The sequence below is a fragment of the Nocardiopsis salina YIM 90010 genome, assembly GCF_000341025.1.
GTDB classification, from domain to species: Bacteria; Actinomycetota; Actinomycetes; order Streptosporangiales; family Streptosporangiaceae; genus Nocardiopsis; species Nocardiopsis salina.
In genome coordinates this window covers 35,129-55,509 of record NZ_ANBF01000034.1, presented here as the reverse complement: position 1 = coordinate 55,509, position 20,381 = coordinate 35,129, and the positions used below count along the sequence as shown (strand labels likewise).

The 20,381-nt window shown below is 67.0% G+C and carries 20 protein-coding genes; 16 read left to right on the top strand and 4 right to left on the bottom strand.

Features of this window, described 5'->3' with window-relative positions:
* Positions 1-536: 536 nt before the first annotated feature.
* From ispG to dxr, 3 genes are all read right to left on the bottom strand, one after another.
* Positions 537-1,691: a flavodoxin-dependent (E)-4-hydroxy-3-methylbut-2-enyl-diphosphate synthase gene (ispG, locus tag D474_RS0103840; RefSeq protein ID WP_017612279.1), complete on the bottom strand. Its 1,155-nt coding sequence runs from the start codon at positions 1,689-1,691 to the stop codon at positions 537-539.
* A 225-nt stretch (positions 1,692-1,916) separates the two neighbouring features.
* The gene (locus D474_RS0103835) at positions 1,917-3,290 is read right to left on the bottom strand and encodes a M50 family metallopeptidase (RefSeq protein WP_017612278.1); all 1,374 of its coding nucleotides are present in this window, start codon (positions 3,288-3,290) and stop codon (positions 1,917-1,919) included.
* A 68-nt stretch (positions 3,291-3,358) separates the two neighbouring features.
* Complete coding sequence (gene dxr / locus D474_RS0103830) at positions 3,359-4,603, bottom strand: 1-deoxy-D-xylulose-5-phosphate reductoisomerase (RefSeq protein ID WP_017612277.1); 1,245 nt, start codon at positions 4,601-4,603, stop codon at positions 3,359-3,361.
* 128 nt (positions 4,604-4,731) lie between these two features.
* Between dxr and D474_RS0103825 the strand changes: the two genes are divergently transcribed.
* From D474_RS0103825 to D474_RS0103815, 3 genes are all read left to right on the top strand, one after another.
* The gene (locus tag D474_RS0103825; RefSeq protein WP_017612276.1) at positions 4,732-5,787 is read left to right on the top strand and encodes a trypsin-like serine peptidase; all 1,056 of its coding nucleotides are present in this window, start codon (positions 4,732-4,734) and stop codon (positions 5,785-5,787) included.
* Positions 5,788-5,990: 203 nt separating this feature from the next.
* Positions 5,991-7,778, top strand: coding sequence for a hypothetical protein (locus D474_RS0103820; protein ID WP_017612275.1), 1,788 nt, complete (start codon positions 5,991-5,993; stop codon positions 7,776-7,778).
* Positions 7,779-7,827: 49 nt separating this feature from the next.
* Positions 7,828-8,685, top strand: coding sequence for a hypothetical protein (locus D474_RS0103815; protein WP_017612274.1), 858 nt, complete (start codon positions 7,828-7,830; stop codon positions 8,683-8,685).
* Positions 8,686-8,689: 4 nt separating this feature from the next.
* Here the strand turns inward: D474_RS0103815 and D474_RS0103810 are convergent, their stop codons facing one another.
* Complete coding sequence (locus D474_RS0103810; RefSeq protein ID WP_017612273.1) at positions 8,690-9,514, bottom strand: VanZ family protein; 825 nt, start codon at positions 9,512-9,514, stop codon at positions 8,690-8,692.
* Positions 9,515-9,781: 267 nt separating this feature from the next.
* On the opposite strand from D474_RS0103810, the gene D474_RS0103805 reads away from it, so the two are divergent.
* From D474_RS0103805 to D474_RS0103745, 13 genes are all read left to right on the top strand, one after another.
* Positions 9,782-10,105, top strand: a complete 324-nt coding sequence (locus D474_RS0103805) for a hypothetical protein (RefSeq protein ID WP_017612272.1) — start codon at positions 9,782-9,784, stop codon at positions 10,103-10,105.
* A gap of 35 nt (positions 10,106-10,140) precedes the next feature.
* The gene (locus D474_RS0103800) at positions 10,141-11,823 is read left to right on the top strand and encodes an alpha/beta hydrolase (RefSeq protein ID WP_040703041.1); all 1,683 of its coding nucleotides are present in this window, start codon (positions 10,141-10,143) and stop codon (positions 11,821-11,823) included.
* A 7-nt stretch (positions 11,824-11,830) separates the two neighbouring features.
* Positions 11,831-12,322 carry a hypothetical protein gene (locus D474_RS30830; protein WP_083931727.1) on the top strand — a complete coding sequence of 164 codons (492 nt, stop codon included), beginning with the start codon at positions 11,831-11,833 and terminating at the stop codon, positions 12,320-12,322.
* A gap of 45 nt (positions 12,323-12,367) precedes the next feature.
* Positions 12,368-12,934: a hypothetical protein gene (locus tag D474_RS0103795; protein WP_017612270.1), complete on the top strand. Its 567-nt coding sequence runs from the start codon at positions 12,368-12,370 to the stop codon at positions 12,932-12,934.
* A 235-nt stretch (positions 12,935-13,169) separates the two neighbouring features.
* Positions 13,170-13,562, top strand: a complete 393-nt coding sequence (locus tag D474_RS0103790; protein WP_017612269.1) for a hypothetical protein — start codon at positions 13,170-13,172, stop codon at positions 13,560-13,562.
* A 123-nt stretch (positions 13,563-13,685) separates the two neighbouring features.
* Entirely contained in the window at positions 13,686-14,621 is a 936-nt protein-coding gene (locus D474_RS0103785) for a hypothetical protein (RefSeq protein ID WP_017612268.1), read from the top strand.
* Between the two features lie 162 nt (positions 14,622-14,783).
* On the top strand, positions 14,784-15,164 hold the full coding sequence (locus tag D474_RS0103780) for a hypothetical protein (RefSeq protein WP_017612267.1): 381 nt from the start codon (positions 14,784-14,786) through the stop codon (positions 15,162-15,164).
* A gap of 80 nt (positions 15,165-15,244) precedes the next feature.
* Complete coding sequence (locus D474_RS0103775; protein WP_017612266.1) at positions 15,245-16,273, top strand: hypothetical protein; 1,029 nt, start codon at positions 15,245-15,247, stop codon at positions 16,271-16,273.
* A gap of 140 nt (positions 16,274-16,413) precedes the next feature.
* The gene (locus D474_RS0103770; protein ID WP_017612265.1) at positions 16,414-17,427 is read left to right on the top strand and encodes an ECF transporter S component; all 1,014 of its coding nucleotides are present in this window, start codon (positions 16,414-16,416) and stop codon (positions 17,425-17,427) included.
* A 778-nt stretch (positions 17,428-18,205) separates the two neighbouring features.
* The gene (locus D474_RS33145; RefSeq protein ID WP_017612263.1) at positions 18,206-18,505 is read left to right on the top strand and encodes a hypothetical protein; all 300 of its coding nucleotides are present in this window, start codon (positions 18,206-18,208) and stop codon (positions 18,503-18,505) included.
* Positions 18,506-18,610: 105 nt separating this feature from the next.
* A complete protein-coding gene (locus D474_RS27550) occupies positions 18,611-19,132 on the top strand; it encodes a hypothetical protein (RefSeq protein ID WP_017612262.1) in 522 nt (173 codons plus the stop codon).
* A 58-nt stretch (positions 19,133-19,190) separates the two neighbouring features.
* Positions 19,191-19,547, top strand: a complete 357-nt coding sequence (locus D474_RS0103750) for a hypothetical protein (RefSeq protein WP_152476629.1) — start codon at positions 19,191-19,193, stop codon at positions 19,545-19,547.
* A 109-nt stretch (positions 19,548-19,656) separates the two neighbouring features.
* The gene (locus tag D474_RS0103745; protein ID WP_017612260.1) at positions 19,657-20,358 is read left to right on the top strand and encodes a hypothetical protein; all 702 of its coding nucleotides are present in this window, start codon (positions 19,657-19,659) and stop codon (positions 20,356-20,358) included.
* The last annotated feature ends 23 nt before the right edge of the window (positions 20,359-20,381 follow it).

Genomic DNA, 20,381 nt, shown 5'->3' with positions numbered 1-20,381 from the left:
TCCGCCCGTACGGAAACATCCGGCATGACCAGGGAAAACGCCGTGGGAGCTGTCTCAGATCTCAGACATGATCTGTTCGGACGCGCAGATCCGAAGGGGCGCACGGGGGTCGACGCCCCCCGACGAGCTTCTCGGCCGGCTTGCGGCGCGCGAGCCGGCCTCCGAGCACAGGAGTAGAGCGCTCGGGGGCTTGCTGGTCGACCACAGGTCACCTCCTCGACCTTGAGTCCCTTCGGACACACGTGTCCCGCCCTGACGGGAGGAGGGGGGAGGGGCGGGCCATCTCTGAATCGTTGGCCCTGTATGTGCCCCAGACAACATTAATGGGCGCTCTGTGCACTTAACACCAGGTTCCATTGCCTTTACACCCTTTTGGCACCGCGATCGTGCGTGTGCGCGCAACGATCGGGTGAACGCTGTGCTTGAGGTCACAGCTCACGCGGGGGTGCGGTCCGTTCGAGCAGCCCCCACACAAACGACGACGGCCGCCCCGGAGAGTTCCGGGACGGCCGTCGTGAAGCGTTACGCTTCGGGTGTCAGCCCACTGCGACGGAGGGCTCGCCCTCGCCGACGTCCTCGCCCATCTCCTCGGCGATGCGCATGGCCTCCTCGATGAGGGTCTCCACGATCTGCGACTCGGGCACGGTCTTGATGACCTCGCCCTTGACGAAGATCTGGCCCTTGCCGTTGCCGGAAGCCACACCGAGGTCGGCGTCGCGGGCCTCGCCGGGACCGTTGACGACGCAGCCCATGACGGCCACGCGCAGGGGCACGTCCATGCCCTCCAGCCCGGCCGTCACCTCGTCGGCGAGCTTGTAGACGTCGACCTGGGCCCGGCCGCAGCTCGGGCAGGAGACGATCTCAAGGCCGCGCTCGCGCAGACCCAGCGACTCCAGGATCTGCGCACCGACCTTGACCTCCTCCGACGGCGGGGCCGACAGGGAGACGCGGATGGTGTCGCCGATGCCCTCCGAGAGCAGGGCGCCGAAGGCCACCGAGGACTTGATGGTGCCCTGGAAGGCGGGCCCGGCCTCGGTCACACCCAGGTGCAGCGGATAGTCGCACTTCTCGGCCAGCAGCCGGTAGGCGTTGACCATCACGACCGGGTCGTTGTGCTTGACGGAGATCTTCAGGTCGCGGAACCCGTGCTCCTCGAACAAGGAGCACTCCCACAGCGCCGACTCGGCCAGCGCCTCCGGGGTGGCCTTGCCGTGCTTCTCCAGCAGGCGTTTGTCGAGGGAGCCGGCGTTGACGCCGATGCGGATCGGGGTGCCCGCGTCGGAGGCCGCCTCGGCGATCTCGGCGACCTTGTCGTCGAACTTCTTGATGTTGCCCGGGTTGACGCGCACCGCGGCGCAGCCGGCCTCGATCGCCTGGAAGACGTACTTGGGCTGGAAGTGGATGTCGGCGATCACGGGGATCTTCGACTTCTGCGCGATGATCGGCAGCGCCTCGGCGTCGTCGTTGGTGGGTACCGCGACGCGCACGATCTGGCAGCCCGACGCGGTCAGCTCGGCGATCTGCTGCAGGGTGGAGTTGATGTCGGAGGTCTTGGTGGTGGTCATCGACTGCACGGACACCGGGGCGTCCCCGCCCACGGGGACGTTCCCGACCATGATCTGCCGCGTCTTGCGCCGGTTCGCCAGCGGGCGCGGCGGGGTTGCGGGGATGCCGAGATCGATGCTCGTCACGCTTGATTCACCTCGTCTGCCGCCGGAGGGGGGCGGCCCATGGATTCGTCCGTTGCGTCAGAGGGCGCCCGGCTGTCAGCTCGGCGCCGCGACCGGGACCTCTGCCGCGTCCGACCTCGTGATCGCCGCACCATTGCCGTTCCCGGAACGCGACCTCAAGGTTACCTGTACTCGGCGCAGTGCCTGCCCAGAATGCGCAAATCCACAGGCGGGGCGAGGCGCAGGTCACCCGAAGAGGCGCACGGGGTTGATGAGGTCGGCCACGAGCAGGATCACACTGAAGACGAGGAAACACGCCACCACGACATAGGCCACAGGTGTCAGGAGGGCGACGTCGACCGGTCCTGGGTCGGGCCGCTTGAACAGCCGGGCGATGTTGCGCTTGATGGACTCCCAGATCGCCCCGGCCATGTGTCCGCCGTCCAGCGGCAGGATCGGCAGCATGTTGAAGGCGAACAGGAAGAGGTTCACCCCGGCCAGGATCTGCAGCATGATCGCGGCGGTGTCGGCCACGGGCAGGCCCTGCGACATGATCTCGCCCCCGATGCGCGAGATGCCGACGATGCCGACCGGCGAGTCCTCGGTGCGCTGTTCGCCGAGGAAGGCGGCGCCGAACACCTCGGGCACCTTGCTGGGCAGGGCCACCAGCGCCTCACCGACGGCGACGAGCATGGTGCCCATCTCCTGGGCGGAGTCGACCGGGCCCAGGCGGGCGCGTTCCTGTTCGAAGACGATGCCGAGGAACCCGACGGTCTCGGTCTGCACGACCCGGCGCCCGTCCTCGTCGTAGACGTGGTCGCCCTCGGCGTCGGTCTCGTAGAGGATCTCGCCGTCGGCGTCGCGCGCGGGCAGCTCGTTCTCGACGATGTCGACGTCGGTGCTGAAGGTCTCGCCGTCGCGCTCGACCTCGAAGGCCGTGCTGCCCAGGGAGGTGCGGATCTTCTGGTTGGCGTCGTTCCACTCGGGGGTGGGCTCGCCGTCGATGGAGACGATGCGGTCGCCCGGCAGGATCCCGGCCTCCGCGGCGGGGGTGGGCTGGGCGCCGGGATCCTCGCAGCTCTCGATCTGGGTGTCTGCGGGGGCCATGCACTCGTTGACCTCGCCGACGGCGTTGGTCTCCTTGGGGATACCGATGCCCATGAAGAGCACGGCCAGCAGGATCGCCGCCAGGATCACGTTCATGCCGGGACCGGCGAACATGACGATGAGGCGTTTCCAGGGGGAGCGCTGGTAGAACTGCCGGTCCTCGTCGCCGGGTTCGAGCTCGATGTAGGACGCCTCGCGGGAGTCCTCGGCCATGGCCCGCCACCGGGAGATCTTGCGGGCGCTGGTGTCGCCGGCCGCGGCGGCGGTGCGCTCGGCCGGCGGGATCATGCCGACCATGCGCACGAACCCGCCGAGCGGCACGGCCTTGACGCCGTACTCGGTGTCGCCCCGGCGGAAGGACCACAGGGTCTTGCCGAACCCGACCATGTATTCGGTGCACTTGATACCGAACATCTTGGCCGTGGAGAGGTGGCCCAGCTCGTGCCAGGCGATCGAGAACAGCAGTCCGATGACGAACAGGATGATCCCGACCACGGTCAGCAGAACGACCATGTACCTCTCCTCAAGCCGAAGTCAGCTCCTCGGCGCCACCGGGACCCGCCGGACAGGGGGCCGAGGCGTCAGGGGCGGCTCGTCAACAGTTCACGTGCCCGCGCGCGAGCCCAGGTGTCAGCGGAGTAGACGTCGTCCAAGGTCAGAGCCTTGGCGGAGGGTTCGCCCCCGGGGTGGTCGGTCCGCTGATGCTCAGAGACTACCCGGGCGACGGTGTCCATGATGGATACGAACGCGAGCTTTCCGCCCAGGAAGGCGTCGACGGCCTCTTCGTTCACCGCGTTGTAGACGGCCGGTGCGGTGCCTCCGGTACGCCCGACCTCGGCGGCCAGGCGCACCGCGGGAAAGGCCTCGTGGTCGAGGGGTTCGAAGGTCCAGCTCTGCGCGCGGGTCCAGTCGAGGGAGCCCCCGGCGTGCGGGACCCGGTCGGGTGCGCCCAGCCCCCAGGCGATGGGGATGGTCATGCTGGGCGGGCTGGCCTTGGCGAGGGTGGAGCCGTCCACGTACTCGACCATGGAGTGAACGATCGACTGCGGGTGGACGACCACCTCGATGTCGTCGAAGGGCACGTCGAAGAGCAGGTTGGCCTCGATGACCTCCAGCCCCTTGTTGACCAGGGTCGCGGAGTTGACGGTGATGACCGGCCCCATGCTCCAGGTGGGGTGGTTCATCGCCTGCTCGGGGGTGACGCCGGCCAGCTCGGCGCGGGTGCGTCCGCGGAACGGGCCGCCGCTGGCGGTGACGACGAGGCGGCGCACCTCGCTCCGATGGGCTCGCACGAGGCCCTGCGCGGGGCTCGCGAGATCGTCGTCGGGCAGGTACGGGAAGCACTGTGCGATGGCGAAGTGCTCGGAGTCCACGGGCACGATCTGTCCGGGTTCGGCGAGCTCGCGCACGAGCGGACCGCCGATGATGAGGGATTCCTTGTTGGCCAGGGCGAGGCGGCGTCCGGCGCGCAGGGCGGCGAGGGTCGACTCCAGGCCGAGGGCGCCGGTGATGCCGTTGAGCACGACGTCGCACTCGACGGCGGCGAGTTCGGCGATGCCTTCGGCCCCCGCCAGGACCTTGGCGTTGGCGCCCCGTACCTCGAGCATGCGGGTGAGTTCCGGCGCGCGTTCGGGGTCGGCGACGGCGACCGCGGGCACGCCGAGTTCGGCGGCCTGCTCGGCGAGCAGGTCGAGGCGGCCTCCCCCGGCGGCGAGCCCGACCACGCGGAAGCGGTCGGGGTTGCGTCGGACGATGTCGAGGGCCTGGGTGCCGATCGAGCCGGTGGAGCCGAGGACGACTGCTGTTCGCTGGTGTTCTTCTCGCACGGCTCCAATTGTGCGGCACCGCGCGGAGGCGTCTGGCCCCGGGAGGCGGACGTCCGTTTTCCCGGTTCCGGACCGACACAAACCTAAAGTAGTCACATCGCTACGCCAAGTGTGCAAGGATCGGGGCCATGACCTCGTCCACCGCGTATGCGATCCTCGCCCCGATCACCGCCGCAGGCCTCCTCGTGACCGGGCTCGCCGCCACCGACTCCCTTCCCGGGCCCGTCGACGCCGTCGAACAGGCCGTGCACATGGCCGCCCCGGGACAGGACACCTCCGCGCAGGCCGTGAGCGTCGACGAAGGTGTCGAGCACCGCACGGCCGCCGCCGACCCCGCCCGCGAGCGCGAGGTCCTGGACTACTGGACACCCGAGCGCATGGCCGACGCCACACCCATCGCCGGGTTGGTCGGCGACACCGTCGATGGCGCGGAGGGCCTGCTCGCCCCCGACGACGACATCGAACCGCAGACCGACCCCGGGGCCGACAGCACCGGCGACCCGTGGACGGGCGGGGGCCTGGTCACCCGCACCACCGGCAAGGTGTTCCTGACCATGGACGGCCGCGACTTCACCTGCTCGGCCTCGGTCGTGGACTCGCAGAACGCCAGCACCCTGGTCACCGCCGGGCACTGCGCCAAGGACGGCACGGGCTCGTGGGCGGAGAACTGGACCTTCGTTCCGGGCTACTCCGACGGCGACGCCCCCTACGGCCGTTACACCGCCCGCGACCTGCTCGTGAGCCCCCAGTGGTCGGAGCAGGCCGACGACAGCTACGACGTAGCTATGGCCGTGGTCAACTCCGACGACGGCCAGGACGTGCAGGACCGCGTGGGCTCCCAGGACATCTCCTTCAGCACCTGGAGCGAGGAGCAGACCGAGGCCGGCGTGCAGGTGCACGCGTTCGGCTACCCCGCCGCCTCGCCCTTCGACGGCCGCGAGCTGCACTACTGCGCCGGAACCACCACCCCGGACACCGGCGGCACCACCGCGAGCGGGATGGGGTGCGACATGACGCAGGGTTCCAGCGGCGGCCCCTGGCTCACCGGATTCGACGCCGACACCGGCGAGGGCACGGTCTCCTCTGTGATCAGCTTCAAGTACGCCGACGACCTCAGCACCCAGTACGGCCCTCGCCTGGGTTCGGAGGCACAGCAGCTGTTCGACAACGCCCAGCAGCTCTGACTCACGAGGACGGCGCCGGCGGAACGGGGCCCGGTAGGGTGCGCGGCCTGCTGGGTAAACAGCAGGACAAAGGATCTTGGGCCGACCGGTCGACGCATCCGGCGCCGTCGTCCACAGTGGTGGGACCGAGGGCGCCGCCCGCGCCGCATCTCCCGCCGGTCCCTCGGTCCGCGACGCCGATGGGAGAGCCGGAGCGTGGTTCGTTGCCGCTTGTCTACCGCACACTCGTGACCGTCCCCCAGGGGGACGAGGACCTGGTGACCACGGCCGCGCAGATCCTCCACCGCTGGCTGGGCAAGCGCGGCAACCCCGGTGCTCAGGTGTCCTTCGACGTCTCGGGCTGCCACGAGCTGAGCAACAGGTCGCGGGCCTTGGTGGTGCGACACGACAACGACGACGAGGGGCTCTCATTCCTGCGGCTGACCACGGAGTCCGACAAACCGGACGGAACCTGGCGCACCGCCGTCAGCGTGGTCACCGACCCCGACCTGGCCCCGTGGCACTACGCGTGGCTGGACATGTCGGTCGACCCGCGCAACGACCACTTCAGGGACGGGTCCGAACCGCCCCGGTGGGATGTCATGCCGCCCGAGGCCGCGCGCATGCTCCTGGAGTCCGTGCCCGCCCACGACGGCCGGCACCTGCTGGCCTCGGCACCCGTGATCGTGCGCGGCCGCGACCAGGAGACGGTCGACGCCTTCGTCTCCACCGTCATGGACCCCGAGCGCCGTCTGGCCGTGGTCGCCACCGGCACTCCACCCGACGTGACCGTGCCCGCCTGGCGCGAGGCGATCGGCGGGGCCCTCAACCGCAGTGCCGGCATGTGCAGCTCCTACGTGCTCGATGCCGCCGCCCGCACCCGCGTCGACGCCCTGTTCCCGGACGGTCTGGACGTGCCGGGAGGGGGCGTGCGCACCCTTCTGCCGTTCGACGGCGAGGAGCCCGACCCGGAGCAGCATCCCCGTATGAGCCCCGCCGGCCTGGGCGCCGCCCGCGACGGCGACCGGCTGCGCGCCTGGGTGGGTGCGGCCCTGGCCCGCAAGGTGCGTGACAACGCCCTCGCCCTGCGCCTGCCCGAACCGCTGCGCGCCATCGACGCGCTGCTCTCCGAGGAGACCGACGACCTGCGCGCCACACCGAAACGCCCCGTTCCGGCCCGACCGCCCCACGCCGGGCCGTCCGACACGTCGCGGGCCGCGCACCCGGGTGAGGGCTGGGTGTCTGCGGCAGAGCTCGAACAGCAGGAACAGCAGCTCCAGCGCCTGCGTGACGAGGTCAAACGCCTCAACGCCCGGGTCGAGGAGCTCACCGACGAACGCCAGGAGCTGCTCGCAGGGACCGCAGACCTCACCGAGGAGGCCGGGGCCGCCGATGACCAGGCGCGAGCTGCCCGACACGAGGTGGGGTGGCTGCGCGACCGTGTGCGCGAGGCCGGCCTGTACCGCCTCGCGGCGACCGCACCGCCGCCCGACCCCAGCCCGCGTCCGCCCAACAACGTGCGCGAACTGCTGGAACGCATCACCGACGGCACCGCCCTGCCGCACCTGTTCTTCACCATCGACAACCACACCGTCGAGGAGCTGGTGGCCAGCCACAAGGAGAGCCTGTGGGTGACGCGGGCGTGGCAGGCGATGCTGGCGCTGGACGACTACGCGCGGTACCAGTTCGAGCACCCCGGTTCCGGGCTGGGCTTCCACTCGTACCTGCGGCGGAGCCCCGACGGGTACCGGGTCATCCCCGTCAAGCGGTTGGCCTCGCAGGAGTCGGACTACGTGCGCAACCGCGGCAAGCTCAACGACAAACGCCTGTTCCGGGTGCCCGAGGAGGTCGACCCGAGCGGGCGTGTGCCGATGTACGCCCACATCAAGCTCGACACCGAGCACGGCATCTGTCCGCGGCTGTACTTCTATCCCCACCTGGGCGACGGGACCACCAACCGCATCTACGTCGGCTACCTGGGCCGCCACCTTCCCGTGCAGCAGTCGAACTGACCGGACAGCGCGCGTGCGTACCCTGGAGCCCGTGACGGAAACGGGTGTGATGCGCGGGGAGCTGCGCGAGGACCAGTGGCGCGAGCGGGCCGAGCAGCACGCCGCCCGCGTGGACGCGCTCACCGCCGACCACCGTCGCCGCCGCGCCGCCGGCGAGCGCCACCCCGTCGAGGACTTCCTGTTCACGTACTACAACCTCAAGCCCGCCCAGCTGCGGCGCTGGCATCCCGGAGCGGGCACGGTGCTGCTGGGCGACGGGGCGAACGAGTTCCTGGAGCAGCGGTTCTACACCGAGGCCGACGGGGGTGTGGCCCTGGACCGCGCGGCGTTCCTGGAGGCGCGGCGGGTCGTGGACTTCGTCGAGCGCCTGCTGGGCGGTGTCGCCTCGCGCCCCGCCCACCTGGGGTGTTTCGGGCTGCACGAGTGGGCGATGGTCTACCGCACCTCCGAGGTGCGCCACGGGCAGGTGCCGCTGCGGCTGGGGCACGAGGGCACCGACCGGGTCGTGGAGTCGCACCGGGTGCAGTGCTCGCACTTCGACGCGTTCCGGTTCTTCACCGAGGAAGCGCGCCCGCGCAACACCCTGCAGCCCACCCGCGACCGGCAGGTGGAGCTGGACCAGCCGGGGTGCCTGCACGCCAACATGGACCTGTACAAGTGGGCGTACAAGCTGCTGCCCGCGGTGCCGTCAGAGCTGGTCGTGGACTGCTTCGAGCTGTCCCGCGAGATCCGGACCCTGGACATGCGCGCCTCGCCGTACGACCTGCGCGAGTGGGGGTACGAGCCGGTGCGCATCGAGACCGCCGAGGGCAAGGCGGACTACATGGAGTACCAGCGCGACTTCGCCGAGCGCGGCGGTGTGCTGCGCGCGCGGTTGCTGGACGCGATCGCGGTGCTGCGCGGCTGAGGGTTCAGACCGCCGACGCGGGCTCGGGGGCTTCCTGCGGCTTTCGGAACCGGAGCGCCACCAGGAGTGATGCGCCGGCCAGTGCCGTGCCCGTGAGTGACCCGATCGAGTTCGCCGCGAGGTCGGCCGCGTCGGCGGAAGCGCCCGCGGCCAGCGCCCACTGCGTGGTTTCCACCGCGAGCGACAGCAGCGGACCGACGGCGAGTTTGCCCGCGGGGTGGGCGATCGCGAAGAACGCGACGATGCCGATCGGGACGAAGAGCAGGACGTTGACGACCTTCTCCTCCACGATCAGCGATTGGCTGTCGGCGTCCCGGTACTCCATGAAGTCGGCGACCGCAGGGCCCATCTCCTGGCGGACCACCAGGGCCTCGGCGTCGCTTGCCGGATCACCCTCGGCGTCCAGGACCACGAGGTCAAGGTGCTCGTCCTCGTGCAGGAAGTAGTCGTAACCGTCCCCGTAGCTATGGATCTCCTCGCGTTCTGAGTCGGTGAGGGGCTCGACGGAGTAGTGCGCCGACGTTCCGTCGCTGAGCTGTTGGCCGAATTCCTGCTCCGGTTGGTTGGCCTCGCGCCACTCCTCGACCCAGGCCAGCGGGTTCCACGTGATGTGCCGACCGCTCTCGCCCACTTGGCCCCACGAGAGGACCGGGCTCGCAAGAACGAGCAGATAGACACCAGAGGCGACCGCGAGCAGGCGCCGACAGAACCGCCTCGCGCCCTGCGGGTCGCGCACGTACGCGCGCGCCGTGACCAACGCGAACACGGCCAGCGCCGCCGACGCGAGCGCCACGGTCACCGGGGTCACGTGGAACAGGATCTGCCACATCGGAGCCTCTTCAGGGGGTCGGGGCGGGGCTGGGGTTGGGGCCCGCCCATCGTGGCGGGCGCGGACACACTGGCTCAACACGGCGCGGGGTCACGGAGCTGCGCACGAGTTCCCCGTGGCCGCATGTGGCCACGGCCTTGCTATGGGACCAAAGTCCTGATCATGCAGCGCAGAGCGACGATGTGAGCACACCGGCCTCGGTATTCCTTCACTCCCGATTGGTAGCGTCCGCCCTGCCCCACCTTGCCCCCAACCCTTGGACCCTTTATGTCCGATGAGACCGGAGTGAACGTCGACGCCCTCCCCGAAGCGGAGGCCGCCGAACTACTCGCGGAGACAATGGCCCTCCTCGGCGGCAGGTTCGAAGAGATCATGGAGAACCTGCACGGGCCGGTGTCCTCGTACGTGACGTCGGGCCTTTCCACCTACGAGGACAACTCCCTGGAGGACATCCAGACGACGGCCCGCAGTGGGATCGCCCTGGCGCAGAACGTACAAGGGTCGGTGCTGGAGATCGCCGCAACCGACACGGACAACGCCGACGAGTTCCGAGAAGGGCTCGAGGAACTGGACATCCCCGTCAACTTCTGACCCCCGAGCGAGCGACCCCCGTGAGTATCGACGACATGTCCCTGGACCTGCCCGACCCCATCGAGGCAGAGCCGGGAAAAATCCGAGACGGCGCCGACGACCTCGACGAGCTGCACAACGACATGCTCGGCCAGTCCGGCGACACCGACAGCCAAATGCGTTCCTCCGCAGACCAGTTCACCGACCGCATCGGCTGGGACATCAGCTCGGCCTCGGCCGATGACCTCATGGCCTGGGAAGAAGCTTCCAAGGCCCTCACCTACGGCGGAGGCGTGTTGCGGCTGTGGGCCGAGGACATCGACACCTACATGACGGACCGCGCCTCCATCGAAAGCCGGTGGGAAACGGCCAAACAGGAGATGCGCGATCTTCGGATGCAAGGCGGAGGCGGATACGCGATCGGTCAGGCCGTGACCGAGTGGCTCGGCGGCGAGAACACTGAGGTCGCAGCGCTCGAGGCGACCCGCGAGGAACTCCGCTCCGAGCACGCCGGCATCTGGGGCACGCTCATGGACCAGGCCGAGCAGACCAAGATCGACCTGCGTACAGGGCCGAGCCAGGAGACCATGGAACGCATGGTCGAGGCCGGCCTGCTCACGGCCGGCCAGATCGCCACCTACGGTGACCACTACCCCGGGATGGTGCCCGACGAGATCGACGGCAGTGAGCCGCCCCATCTCGTGAACGCATGGTGGGATTCCCTGTCGGAGGACGAACGCGAGCAGGCGATGGCCGACGACCCGGACCTGCTTCGCGACCTCGACGGCATACCTTCGAACGTGCGTGACCAGCTCAACCGGGATCACCTGAAGGACGACCACGAAGCAGTCCAGGACGAGTTGGACGAACTCCGGGACGAGCTCGAAGAAACTCAGAACGGACCTGGCGGCTCGATAGAACGGACGAGCCTGAGCCAGGAAATCCGTGAACTGGAGGAACAAGAAGAGATCATGGCAGAATTGCGCGATGATCTCGGGGACAGCGCCGGCGCTAGCGACCAGTACCTGCTGGCTTTCGACAGGGAAGAGGGGGAAAACGGCCGCGCAATCGTCTCCCAGGGGAACCCCGACACGGCCGACAACGTGGCCACCCTCGTCCCAGGGACAGGCACCACGTGGGAAAGCGTGAATGGCCAAGCGGACCGGGCCTCCGAACTCAGGACTTCGGCCACCAATGCGGACGAGGGGGACGCCGATCATGCTGTCATCAGCTGGATTGGATACGATGCCCCGTCCACGACGGAGGCCGCTGAAGAAGAGAGGGCTGAGAACGCCGTTGGTGGGCTCAGCAGCTTCAACGGCGGCCTGCGCGCTACCCATCAGGGCACGACACCGTCGCACAACACCGTGATCGGCCACAGCTATGGGAGCACCGTTCTGGGCCACACTGCGATGAGCGATCAAGGACTGAACGCAGACGAACTCGTTTTCGTAGGAAGCCCCGGCGTCAAGGCCGACCATGTGAGCGAACTAGGCTTCCATGGCGAGAACGTCCATGCATCCACAGCAGAAAACGATACAATTAATAGCGTGACGCCAGAAGGCATCCACGGACCCACCCCAGATTCTTCCGAATTCGGAGCAACAACATTCACTTCATCGTCGGGGAGCGATTGGAAGGTGGGCGATTTCCCCTTCGGCGCCGCGCACTCCGAGTATTTCGATCAAGGCACACTCTCCCTCAGGGGGATGGGGCGAATCATTGCGGGGGAGAACTAGCCACAGCATGAGAAAATCAGCCTTCTGCATCTATTTTGTCGCCACCTCCCTGCTGGCAAGTGGGTGCAGTTTCATTTCAGGGGATACGGATATGACAGAGAACATGAGCCGGGACCAAGCAGCTGAAAAGGTGCAGGAACACATCGACGGAACTCTCACAGCCCTCCCGGAAGGCGCCGAGCTCGAGGCACGTGAAGGACTCCTCTTCGCCTCCTGCGATGATCCGACCGACGGAGGGGCAAAGGATCGCGTCACGGCAAGCGAGACCTTCTGGGTCCGTGGACTTCCAGCCGAGGACAACGAGGCCAATATCGACCTGATGTACGAATACTGGACCGAGAACGGTTATCGAACCCTCCACGATCTACGCCCGGAGGATAATTTTGTGACCATGGAGCACGAAGAGGACTCCTTCAGGGTGTCCGTCGAAACGAGCAACAAAGGAAGCCTTTCCCTCGGAGCATCTTCACCCTGCGTCGATCCCGATGGACCGTCATGATCGCAACTGTGCCGCGACGCAGAAATCCGAGAAAGCCCTTCCACCATGAGCCCTCCCCCTGAACCGACCCCCGACGACCACACCGCGGGTTCGGCGGCCAAGAGCGCTTCGACGCCGAAGCTCCTGTTCGCCACCGTGTACCCGCTCCTGGCCGGCAGCGTTCTCGGGCCCGTGGGGTTCATGGCCCTGTTCGGACTGCTGTACGACGATCCCGGGTTCGCGCTGCTGTTCGTCGCCGCAACCGTCGTGCTGATCGGCGGCGCGCACGTCTCGCTCCGGAGGATCCTGGAAAAGCGGGACGAGCCCGATCCCCGGCAGTTGCCGATCATCCAGAGCACAGCGATGGTGGCCGGTCTCTGCGTCTCTGGCGCACCCGTCCTCATGGACCTCGGCGTCCCCCAACCCATACCCACACCCCTGGTGTGCTTGGCGCTCTGCCTCCTCGGCACGTTCACGTACTCGCTGGTCCGACGGCGAGAGCGCTTCCTCTCCGCGCTCACGGGGGTCCTCCTCGCGGCCCTGCTGCTCACGGCCATCCCGTGGCTGATCGCCACAGCGCAGGGTGAGCAACAAGCCCTGCAAGAGGTCTCGGCGCCCGCCTTTCCCGAGTAGGGACACATCTCCTGCAAGTCGGTGCAGGCGCGGGATGTGAGTACAAGGACTCAGGCGGCCGGACGAGACCGGTCGGTAGCGTCCATCACGCCTCTCATGACCCTCCACCCGAAGGAGAGCCGTGACCCCCGCGCCCACAGGGTTCCGAACCGTACTCGTCACAGCGAGCTCTCTCGCTCTGGCACTTTTTTCTACCTCTTGCGCCGACCAAGAAACGGCAGAGCCGGAGAGCAACATGAACCAGACCCAGGCCGAGGAGAGAATAGAAGAATACATCGACCATGCGGCAGCCGAACTCCCTGGTGACGTCGAGCTCTCATCAGAGAGAGAGCCAGCCTTCCCCGCGTGCGAGGGCGAACCAGGCGAAGAAAATCACAAGGTGAACGTGCGCCACATTTTCTGGGTCGACGGGATACCCGAGGAACAGAACGAAGACATAGCCGAATCCCTCTATTCCTATTGGAACACGGGGAACTGGAAGGTCACGAAGGACGAACGCCCGGAAGGATCCCGCATCGAGGCGAGGAACAGGGCCGATGACTTCAGTATGGACCTGATCGTCGACCAAGACGGCCGACCTTCACTCGCGGCCTATTCTCCCTGCGTTCACGCCGACGATAATTTGTGAACCCTGCCCCGACCCAGAACCACGGTGCCCCACCTCATGAACATTTCCCCTGATCCTCCACAAGAGAACCCTTCCGAGGATGCGACTCCAGAAAAAGGCAAGGACGCGGTTTACGAATGGGCGATGGTCCTGTTCCCGTCCATGGTGCCGCTCCTGACAGGTACCGCGCTGTGGGTCTTGGGAATGGTCGTCATCCTGTCCGAGAACGAGAGCTACACGGTGCTGTTCGTCGGTGCAGCCGTCGTGTTGGTCGGAGGTAGCCACCTCTGGCTCCAGTCGATTCTGGAGGGGCGGGTCCAACAGCCGGCCTGGCACTTCCCGACAGTCCTGACCACAGCGATGACGGCCGCCGTCCTTGTGTCGGTCCTGCCCTTCTTCCTGAACATCGAAAGCTCTCCGCCCCTGCCGTTGCTGTGCTGCGGGCTGTCCTTGCTCGGCGCGGGCGTGTACTCGGTGACCAGGTGGCGTCACCGCTTCGTCGGCGCGCTCACCGCCGTCACCGCTGCGGCCTTGGCGATCGTGGGCTTCTTGTGGATGCCGGTCGTGCAAGAACAGGCGGAAGAGAGGGAGCAAGAACGACAGGAGATCTCGGACGTCCCCCACGAGATCGCGGTACTGGACTCCCCGGAATGGGAACCGACGGACATCTCGGTCTCTGCCCCGTCCGACAGCGTTTCCATCGACTACGAACCCACCGAGCCCTCCGCGCCGACCGACGGGTTCAGCCTCACCCTGCGCACCAAGACCATGGAAGCGCTGGAGGACGAGCCGTGGGAGCCGTTGTACCAACTGTGTGACCTGGACGGCGGGGGCACGGCATGCGAGGAGCACGGGGACGTGGTCCTCGCGGACCTGTCTGACGGTTACAACCACACCTTCGAAGCTCGCACCGAGTTCACCGAAGGGGTCGCCGGCTACCTCATCGGGAACATGCCCAAGGACGGCGAAGGCGGCTCCGAGGCTGAGTTCCCCGACATCGACATGGTGGACCTGGCCGGGGACATCCGCCCGGCCGAACCGGGCGAGGCCGAAGACATTTTCGAGGACTCGTCGGGATGAGCCCGGATATGCATCCCCGGCTCCGGGGTTGGCGGGCGAGCCGAGGCGAGGGCTGCCCGCCGACGCATACGCGGGATTTGAGTACAGCGACTCAGGCGCCCGCCTGAGCCCGATCGGTAGCGTCGACAGTGCCCCTCATGACCTGCGACGCAAGGAATCCACGTGACACATACGGGCCCCGACAACGGGTCGCTCAGAGGAACGCGGAGCGGAGACGGCCACGGCGCTGTCGCCGGTATCGGGCTGACCGCCATCGGGATGTTGCTCGGCCTTCTTATCTGGAGGCCCCTGATCGCCGTCATGACCATGGGCACGGCGAACTGCAGCGAATCTTCGACTGAACTCATGTGCAACTACACCCTGATGAGCACACTCGCGCTCGCTTCCCTCGCGGGGCTGGTTGTGGGGTTTCTACTCCCGCTGACCCTCGGGATATGGAGTATCTACAAAAAGAAGAGTGTGGCGCCGACGCTGATCGCAGCGTGGACCATCGCCGCTCTCCCCATGCTGATATTCATTGGCGCGGGCTGGAGCTCTGCTTGATGCTCGAATAGCGCCGCAGGACGCATCCCTCTTTCCCCGGAATCGCACCCAATCAGATTTCTATTCGTTCGCGAGACACCATGAGTACTCCCCCGCAGACCCCCGAACCCTCCGAGAGCACCAAGAGCACAGAGAGCCTCAAGAACGCGGACAGCCCGAAGCTCTGGTTCGTCGCTCTGTACCCGCTCGTCGCCGGCACTGCCCTCATGGTCGCCGGATTCTTCGCCCTGATGGGGATGATGTACGACGAGACCGGCTACGCCGTGCTCTTCGTGCTCGGCGCCCTCGTGGTGATCGGCGGCGCGCACTTCTGGCTCCAGTGGATCCTGGAAGGCCGTGACGAGCCCCGGCCCTGGCAGTTCCCGATCGTCCTGAGCACAGCGATGGCGGCGGGCATCTCCGTCACGGCGTTTCCGATGCTCATGAATGTGAACTTCCTCGTTCCCCTGCCCCTTCTGTGCTCGGGGCTCTGCCTGCTCGGCGCTTTTGTGTTCTCGCTGGGCACCGAACGGAACCGTCTCGTCCTCGCCCTCGGGTCGATCCTCGGAGCGGTCCTGCTGATCGTGGGCGTGACCTGGTGGCTCGACGGTCGGAGACAGGAGGAGCGCACGGAGGAACTCGTCCAGGACGTCGCCGACTTCCCCCACGAGATCGCCGTGCTCGACCTACCCGGATGGGAACCGACGTCCATGTGGGCGAGCGAGGATCTCGGCACGGCCTCCATCGAGTACGAATCGACCGATCCCTCCCCCGAGTTCGACGGGTTCTCCCTCGTCCTGCAGAGCGAATCCATGGAGGATCTGGCCGAGACGGGGTGGACGCCGCTCTACTCCCTGTGCGCTTCGGACGGCGGCGACTACCCGTGCGAGGAACACGGGGACGTCGTGGTCGCGGACATGTCCAGCAACACCAGGGAGCGCTTCGAGGCCCGTACCGAGTTCACGGACGGGGGCGCCGCCAACCTCATGACGAAGGTGCCGACCGACGCGAACGACGAACCGGAGATCGACTTCCCCGACATCGACAGGGCTGACATGGCCGAACTGGCCGAGAGCATCCGGCCGGCCGAACCGGGCGAGCCCGGGCAGGTCGCCGAGGACATCTCCTGATGAGCCCTGGCCTGCGCTCGCTTCCGTGAGCCGCACCCGCACTCGTCAGTCGCCGTGCGGGGGACGGCCCCGAAGGGGAACGCGGGATATGAGTACTGAGGCTCAGGCACCCCTCTGAGTCCGGACCGTAGCGTCCAACCATGAGCATTCCCCCGGAAACCCCCACAACCCCTCAAGCACCCGACGACGGCACCGCGCCCTCGACGACCAAGAGCTCCGTCGGTCCGAAGATCTGGTTCGCCGCCCTGTACCCGCCTGTCGCCGGCGCTGCCCTGATGTTCGTCGCGGGATTCTTGGCCCTGGCGACCTTGTCCGAGGGCGTAGCGATGTTCGCGGTGTTCTTCGTTCCTGCCGCCCTCCTGGTGATCGCAGGCGTGCACCTCTGGATCAAGCGCAGCGTGGAAGACCGTGACGATCCGCGACCCTGGCAGTTCCCGACCGTCCTGAGCACGGCCATGGTGGCGGGCATCTTCGTCACGGGGTTCACGTTCGCCTTGGGCACGGGCATCATCCTCCCCCTGCCCTTGGTGTGCTCGGGGCTCTCAGTACTCGGCGCTCTCGTCTTCGCACTGGGCACCGTTCGGAACCGCCTCCTACTCGCTCTCGGGGCGATCCTCGGAGTGGTCCTGCTGCTCATGAGCATGGCCGGGTTGCTCGCCGCATGGCAGCAGCATGAGCGCGAGGAAGAGCTCTCGCAGGAGGTCAGTGCCTTCGGGCATCCGATCGCCGTGTTGGACGACGCGGGCTGGGAGCCGGCCGAGATGTGGGTCGACCAGGAGGCGAGCCGGGTATCCATCGCCTACGAGCTCGCCGATTCCTCGCGCGCGACCGACGGGTTCCAACTGCGGTTGGAGACCGTATCCATGCAGGATCTGAACGACAGCTCGCTGTACGACCAGTGCGAGTCGGACCCCGATGAAAACGGCTGTGAGGAACACGGGGACATCGTCGTCGCCGACAGGTCCGGCTGGAGCGAGGAAGCCGCCACGGAGTTCACCGACGGGTATGTCGCCGAGCTCTCGACGGACGTGCCCACGGACGAGGGCGGCGATGCGCAGGCCGAGGCCCCCGACTTCGACATGGTGGAACTGGCCGCGCAGATCCGGGCCGCGGAGCCGGGTGAGGCCGAGGAGATCGTGGACCAAGCGCACTGACGAGCCCGGCGCCAGCATGCACACAGCCTCCAGGTCACCGCAGATAAAGGATATGAGTACACGGGCTCAGGTGCCCGGCCGGGCCCGAACCGTAGCGTCCAACCATGAGCACTCCCCCGAAGACCCCCGAAACCTCCGAGAGCACCGAGAACCCCAAGAGCGCCGACGGGCCGAAGTTCTGGTTCGTCGCCCTGTACCCGCTCATCGGCGGCACAGCCCTCATGGTCGTCGGCTTCTTCGCCCTGATGGGGATGATGTACGACGAGACCAGCTACGCCGTGCTGTTCGTGCTCGGCGCCACGGCGGTGATCGGCGGCGCGCACTTCTGGCTCCAGTATGTCTTGGAAGGGCGCGACGAGCCCCGTCCCTGGCAGTTCCCGATCGTCCTGAGCACGGCAATGGTTGCGGGCATCTTCGTCACGCTGTTTCCGATCTTCATGAACGTCGACTTCCTCATGCCGCTGCCTCTGGTGTGCTTGGGACTCTCGCTGCTCGGCGCTTTCGTGTTCTCGCTTGGCGGGGAACTGAGCACGGAAAGGAACCGTCTCGTATTCGCGATCGGGGCGATTCTCGGAGCGGTCCTGCTGGTCGTCGGCGTGACCCTGTGGCTCGACGGGCGGAAGCAGGATGAGCGCAAGGAGGAACTCCTGCAGGAGGTCGCGGCCTTTCAGCACCCGATCGCCGTGTTGGACTCTCCCGACTGGGAGCCCTCATCTACGAGCCCGCCGAGGCCTCTCGCGAGACCAGCGGGTTCCAACTCCGGCTGCAGACCGAGCCCATGGACCCTGCGGACGAGCGCCCCCTGCACGACCGCTGCGGGTCGGAGGGTGGTGAACACGAGTGCGAGGAGCACGGGGACATCGTCCACGTCGACCGGTCCTCAGCCTCCCTGGAGGAGTACGAGGCCCGCACGGAGTTCACCGACGGCCTCATGGCCCAGCTCTGGACGGAACTACCGAGGGACCACCAAGGAGCACCGACCATGGATTTCCCCGACATCGACATCGTCTCGGTGGCGGAACAAATCCGGGCCGCGGAGCCGGGCGAGGCCGAGGAGATCGTGGGGGACGCGCACTGACGAGCCCGGCCTCGCCACGCACACAGGCCCCCACGCCAACTCAGGCCCCGGATATGAGTACACGGGCTCAGGTGCCCGGCCGGGTCCGATCCGTAGCGTCCAAGTATGAGCACTCCCCCGCAGACGCCCGAGAAGACCGAACCCTCCGAGAACCCCAAGAGCGCCGACGGCCCGAAGTTCTGGTTCGTCGCCCTGTACCCACTCGTCGGCGGCACAGCCCTCATGGTCATCAGCTTCTTCGCGCTGTTCGGGCTTCTGTACAACGACACGAGCTACGCGGCGCTCTTCGTGCTCGTCGCCCCCGCACTGATCGGCGGCGTGCACTTCTGGATTCAGTATGTCTTGGAAGGCCGCGACGAGCCCCACCCCTGGCAGTTCCCGACCATTCTGAGCACGGCGATGGTGGCGAGCATCTTCGTCATGCTGTTCCCGATATTCATGCACGTGGAATTGATCCTCCCGCTGCCCCTGGTGGGTTTGGTGATCTCGCTTATCGGCATTTTTGTGTTCTCGATCGGCGCAGAACTGGGAACGGACCGAAAGGGTTTCGTATTAGCTCTCGGGGCGATTCTCGGGGTAGTCCTTCTGGTCGTGGGCGTGACCTTCTGGCTCGACTTTTTCCGGTGACCCCGACCCGGATTCAGGAATACAGGAAAACCACATCACCATGGAGGGAGAACGCATCATGACGCCCACGGAGAGCCAGCGAGCAAGCACCCGGGCCCGAATCGGCGGGATCGTACTGACCGCGGTCGCGATGGTGCTCGGATTCCTGTGGTGGCTGTTGTTGATCCCCATCATGACCATGGGGACTGCGAATTGCGGCGACCCTTCGATGGATCAGACGATCTGCAACTTCGCGTTGATGAATACGCTCGCGTTCACTTCGCTCGGTGGGCTGGTGGTGGGCCTCCTGCTCCCGCTCACGCTCGGGGTCCGGCAGATCCGTCGGGGGAAGGAAGTGGCGGGAACGCTGGCCTCGGCGTGGGCGATCGCCGGTATTCCGATGTTGCTGTTCATGGGTGCGGGTTTCGGCGGGTGAGCCCGGTGCACTGAACCCCGCAGCCCCAGATCCAGACCCACAAAAAACCACGATCCCGACGGGCGATAAGGTGTCGCCGCTCTCGATCCACCAGGAAGGACCTTCCCCCATGACGCGTGCCCTCGACCCCCTGCCCACCCTCCCGACTGTCGCCGGCGGTCTCGCTCTCGCCCTGTTGCTGTCGGCGTGCGGTGGTGGCGACGAAGCCGAACAGGAGCCGGACACCGCGGCCGCCGAGGCCGATGGCGAGCAGGAGCAGCAGGAAGAGCAGGACATCGAACTCGTCGACCCCATGCAGCTCGCGCCGGACAATCTGTGTGAGGTGCTGTCCGATGAGACCCTCTCCGATCTCGTTGCCGAGGACGGCAGTTACGCGGGGAATCAGGACGGCGATTCGGGCCGACCCGACGAAAGCACCCTGGAGAACAGCGGTGAGCTCCGGATGAGCTGCATCACCGTCTCCAACGAGATCGACCCGACGCGGACCCACAGCCTCACCTACTCGCTGGACATCAGCGAGGAGCACCACATGGACGACGAGCACATGCCACCGTTGGAGGAAGGCGAGGACGACCCGTCCCTGGACCTCGGCGACCAGGCGGTCTCGGAAATCTCCGAGGACGGCTCGACAGCCGAGATCACTGCGGTCGACGGGCAGGTGCTGGTGGAGGTCCAGTACGACACCACGGAGGTGGTCGGCGACGGCGAGGGTGACTACACCGGTGAGGCCTATCTCGAGGAGGACGAGCTCCTCGAGCTGACTGTGGGGGTGGCCGAGGAGATCCTCGCCGAGGTCGACTCCAACCGCTGACCGGAGCACCGGAACACCGGCGA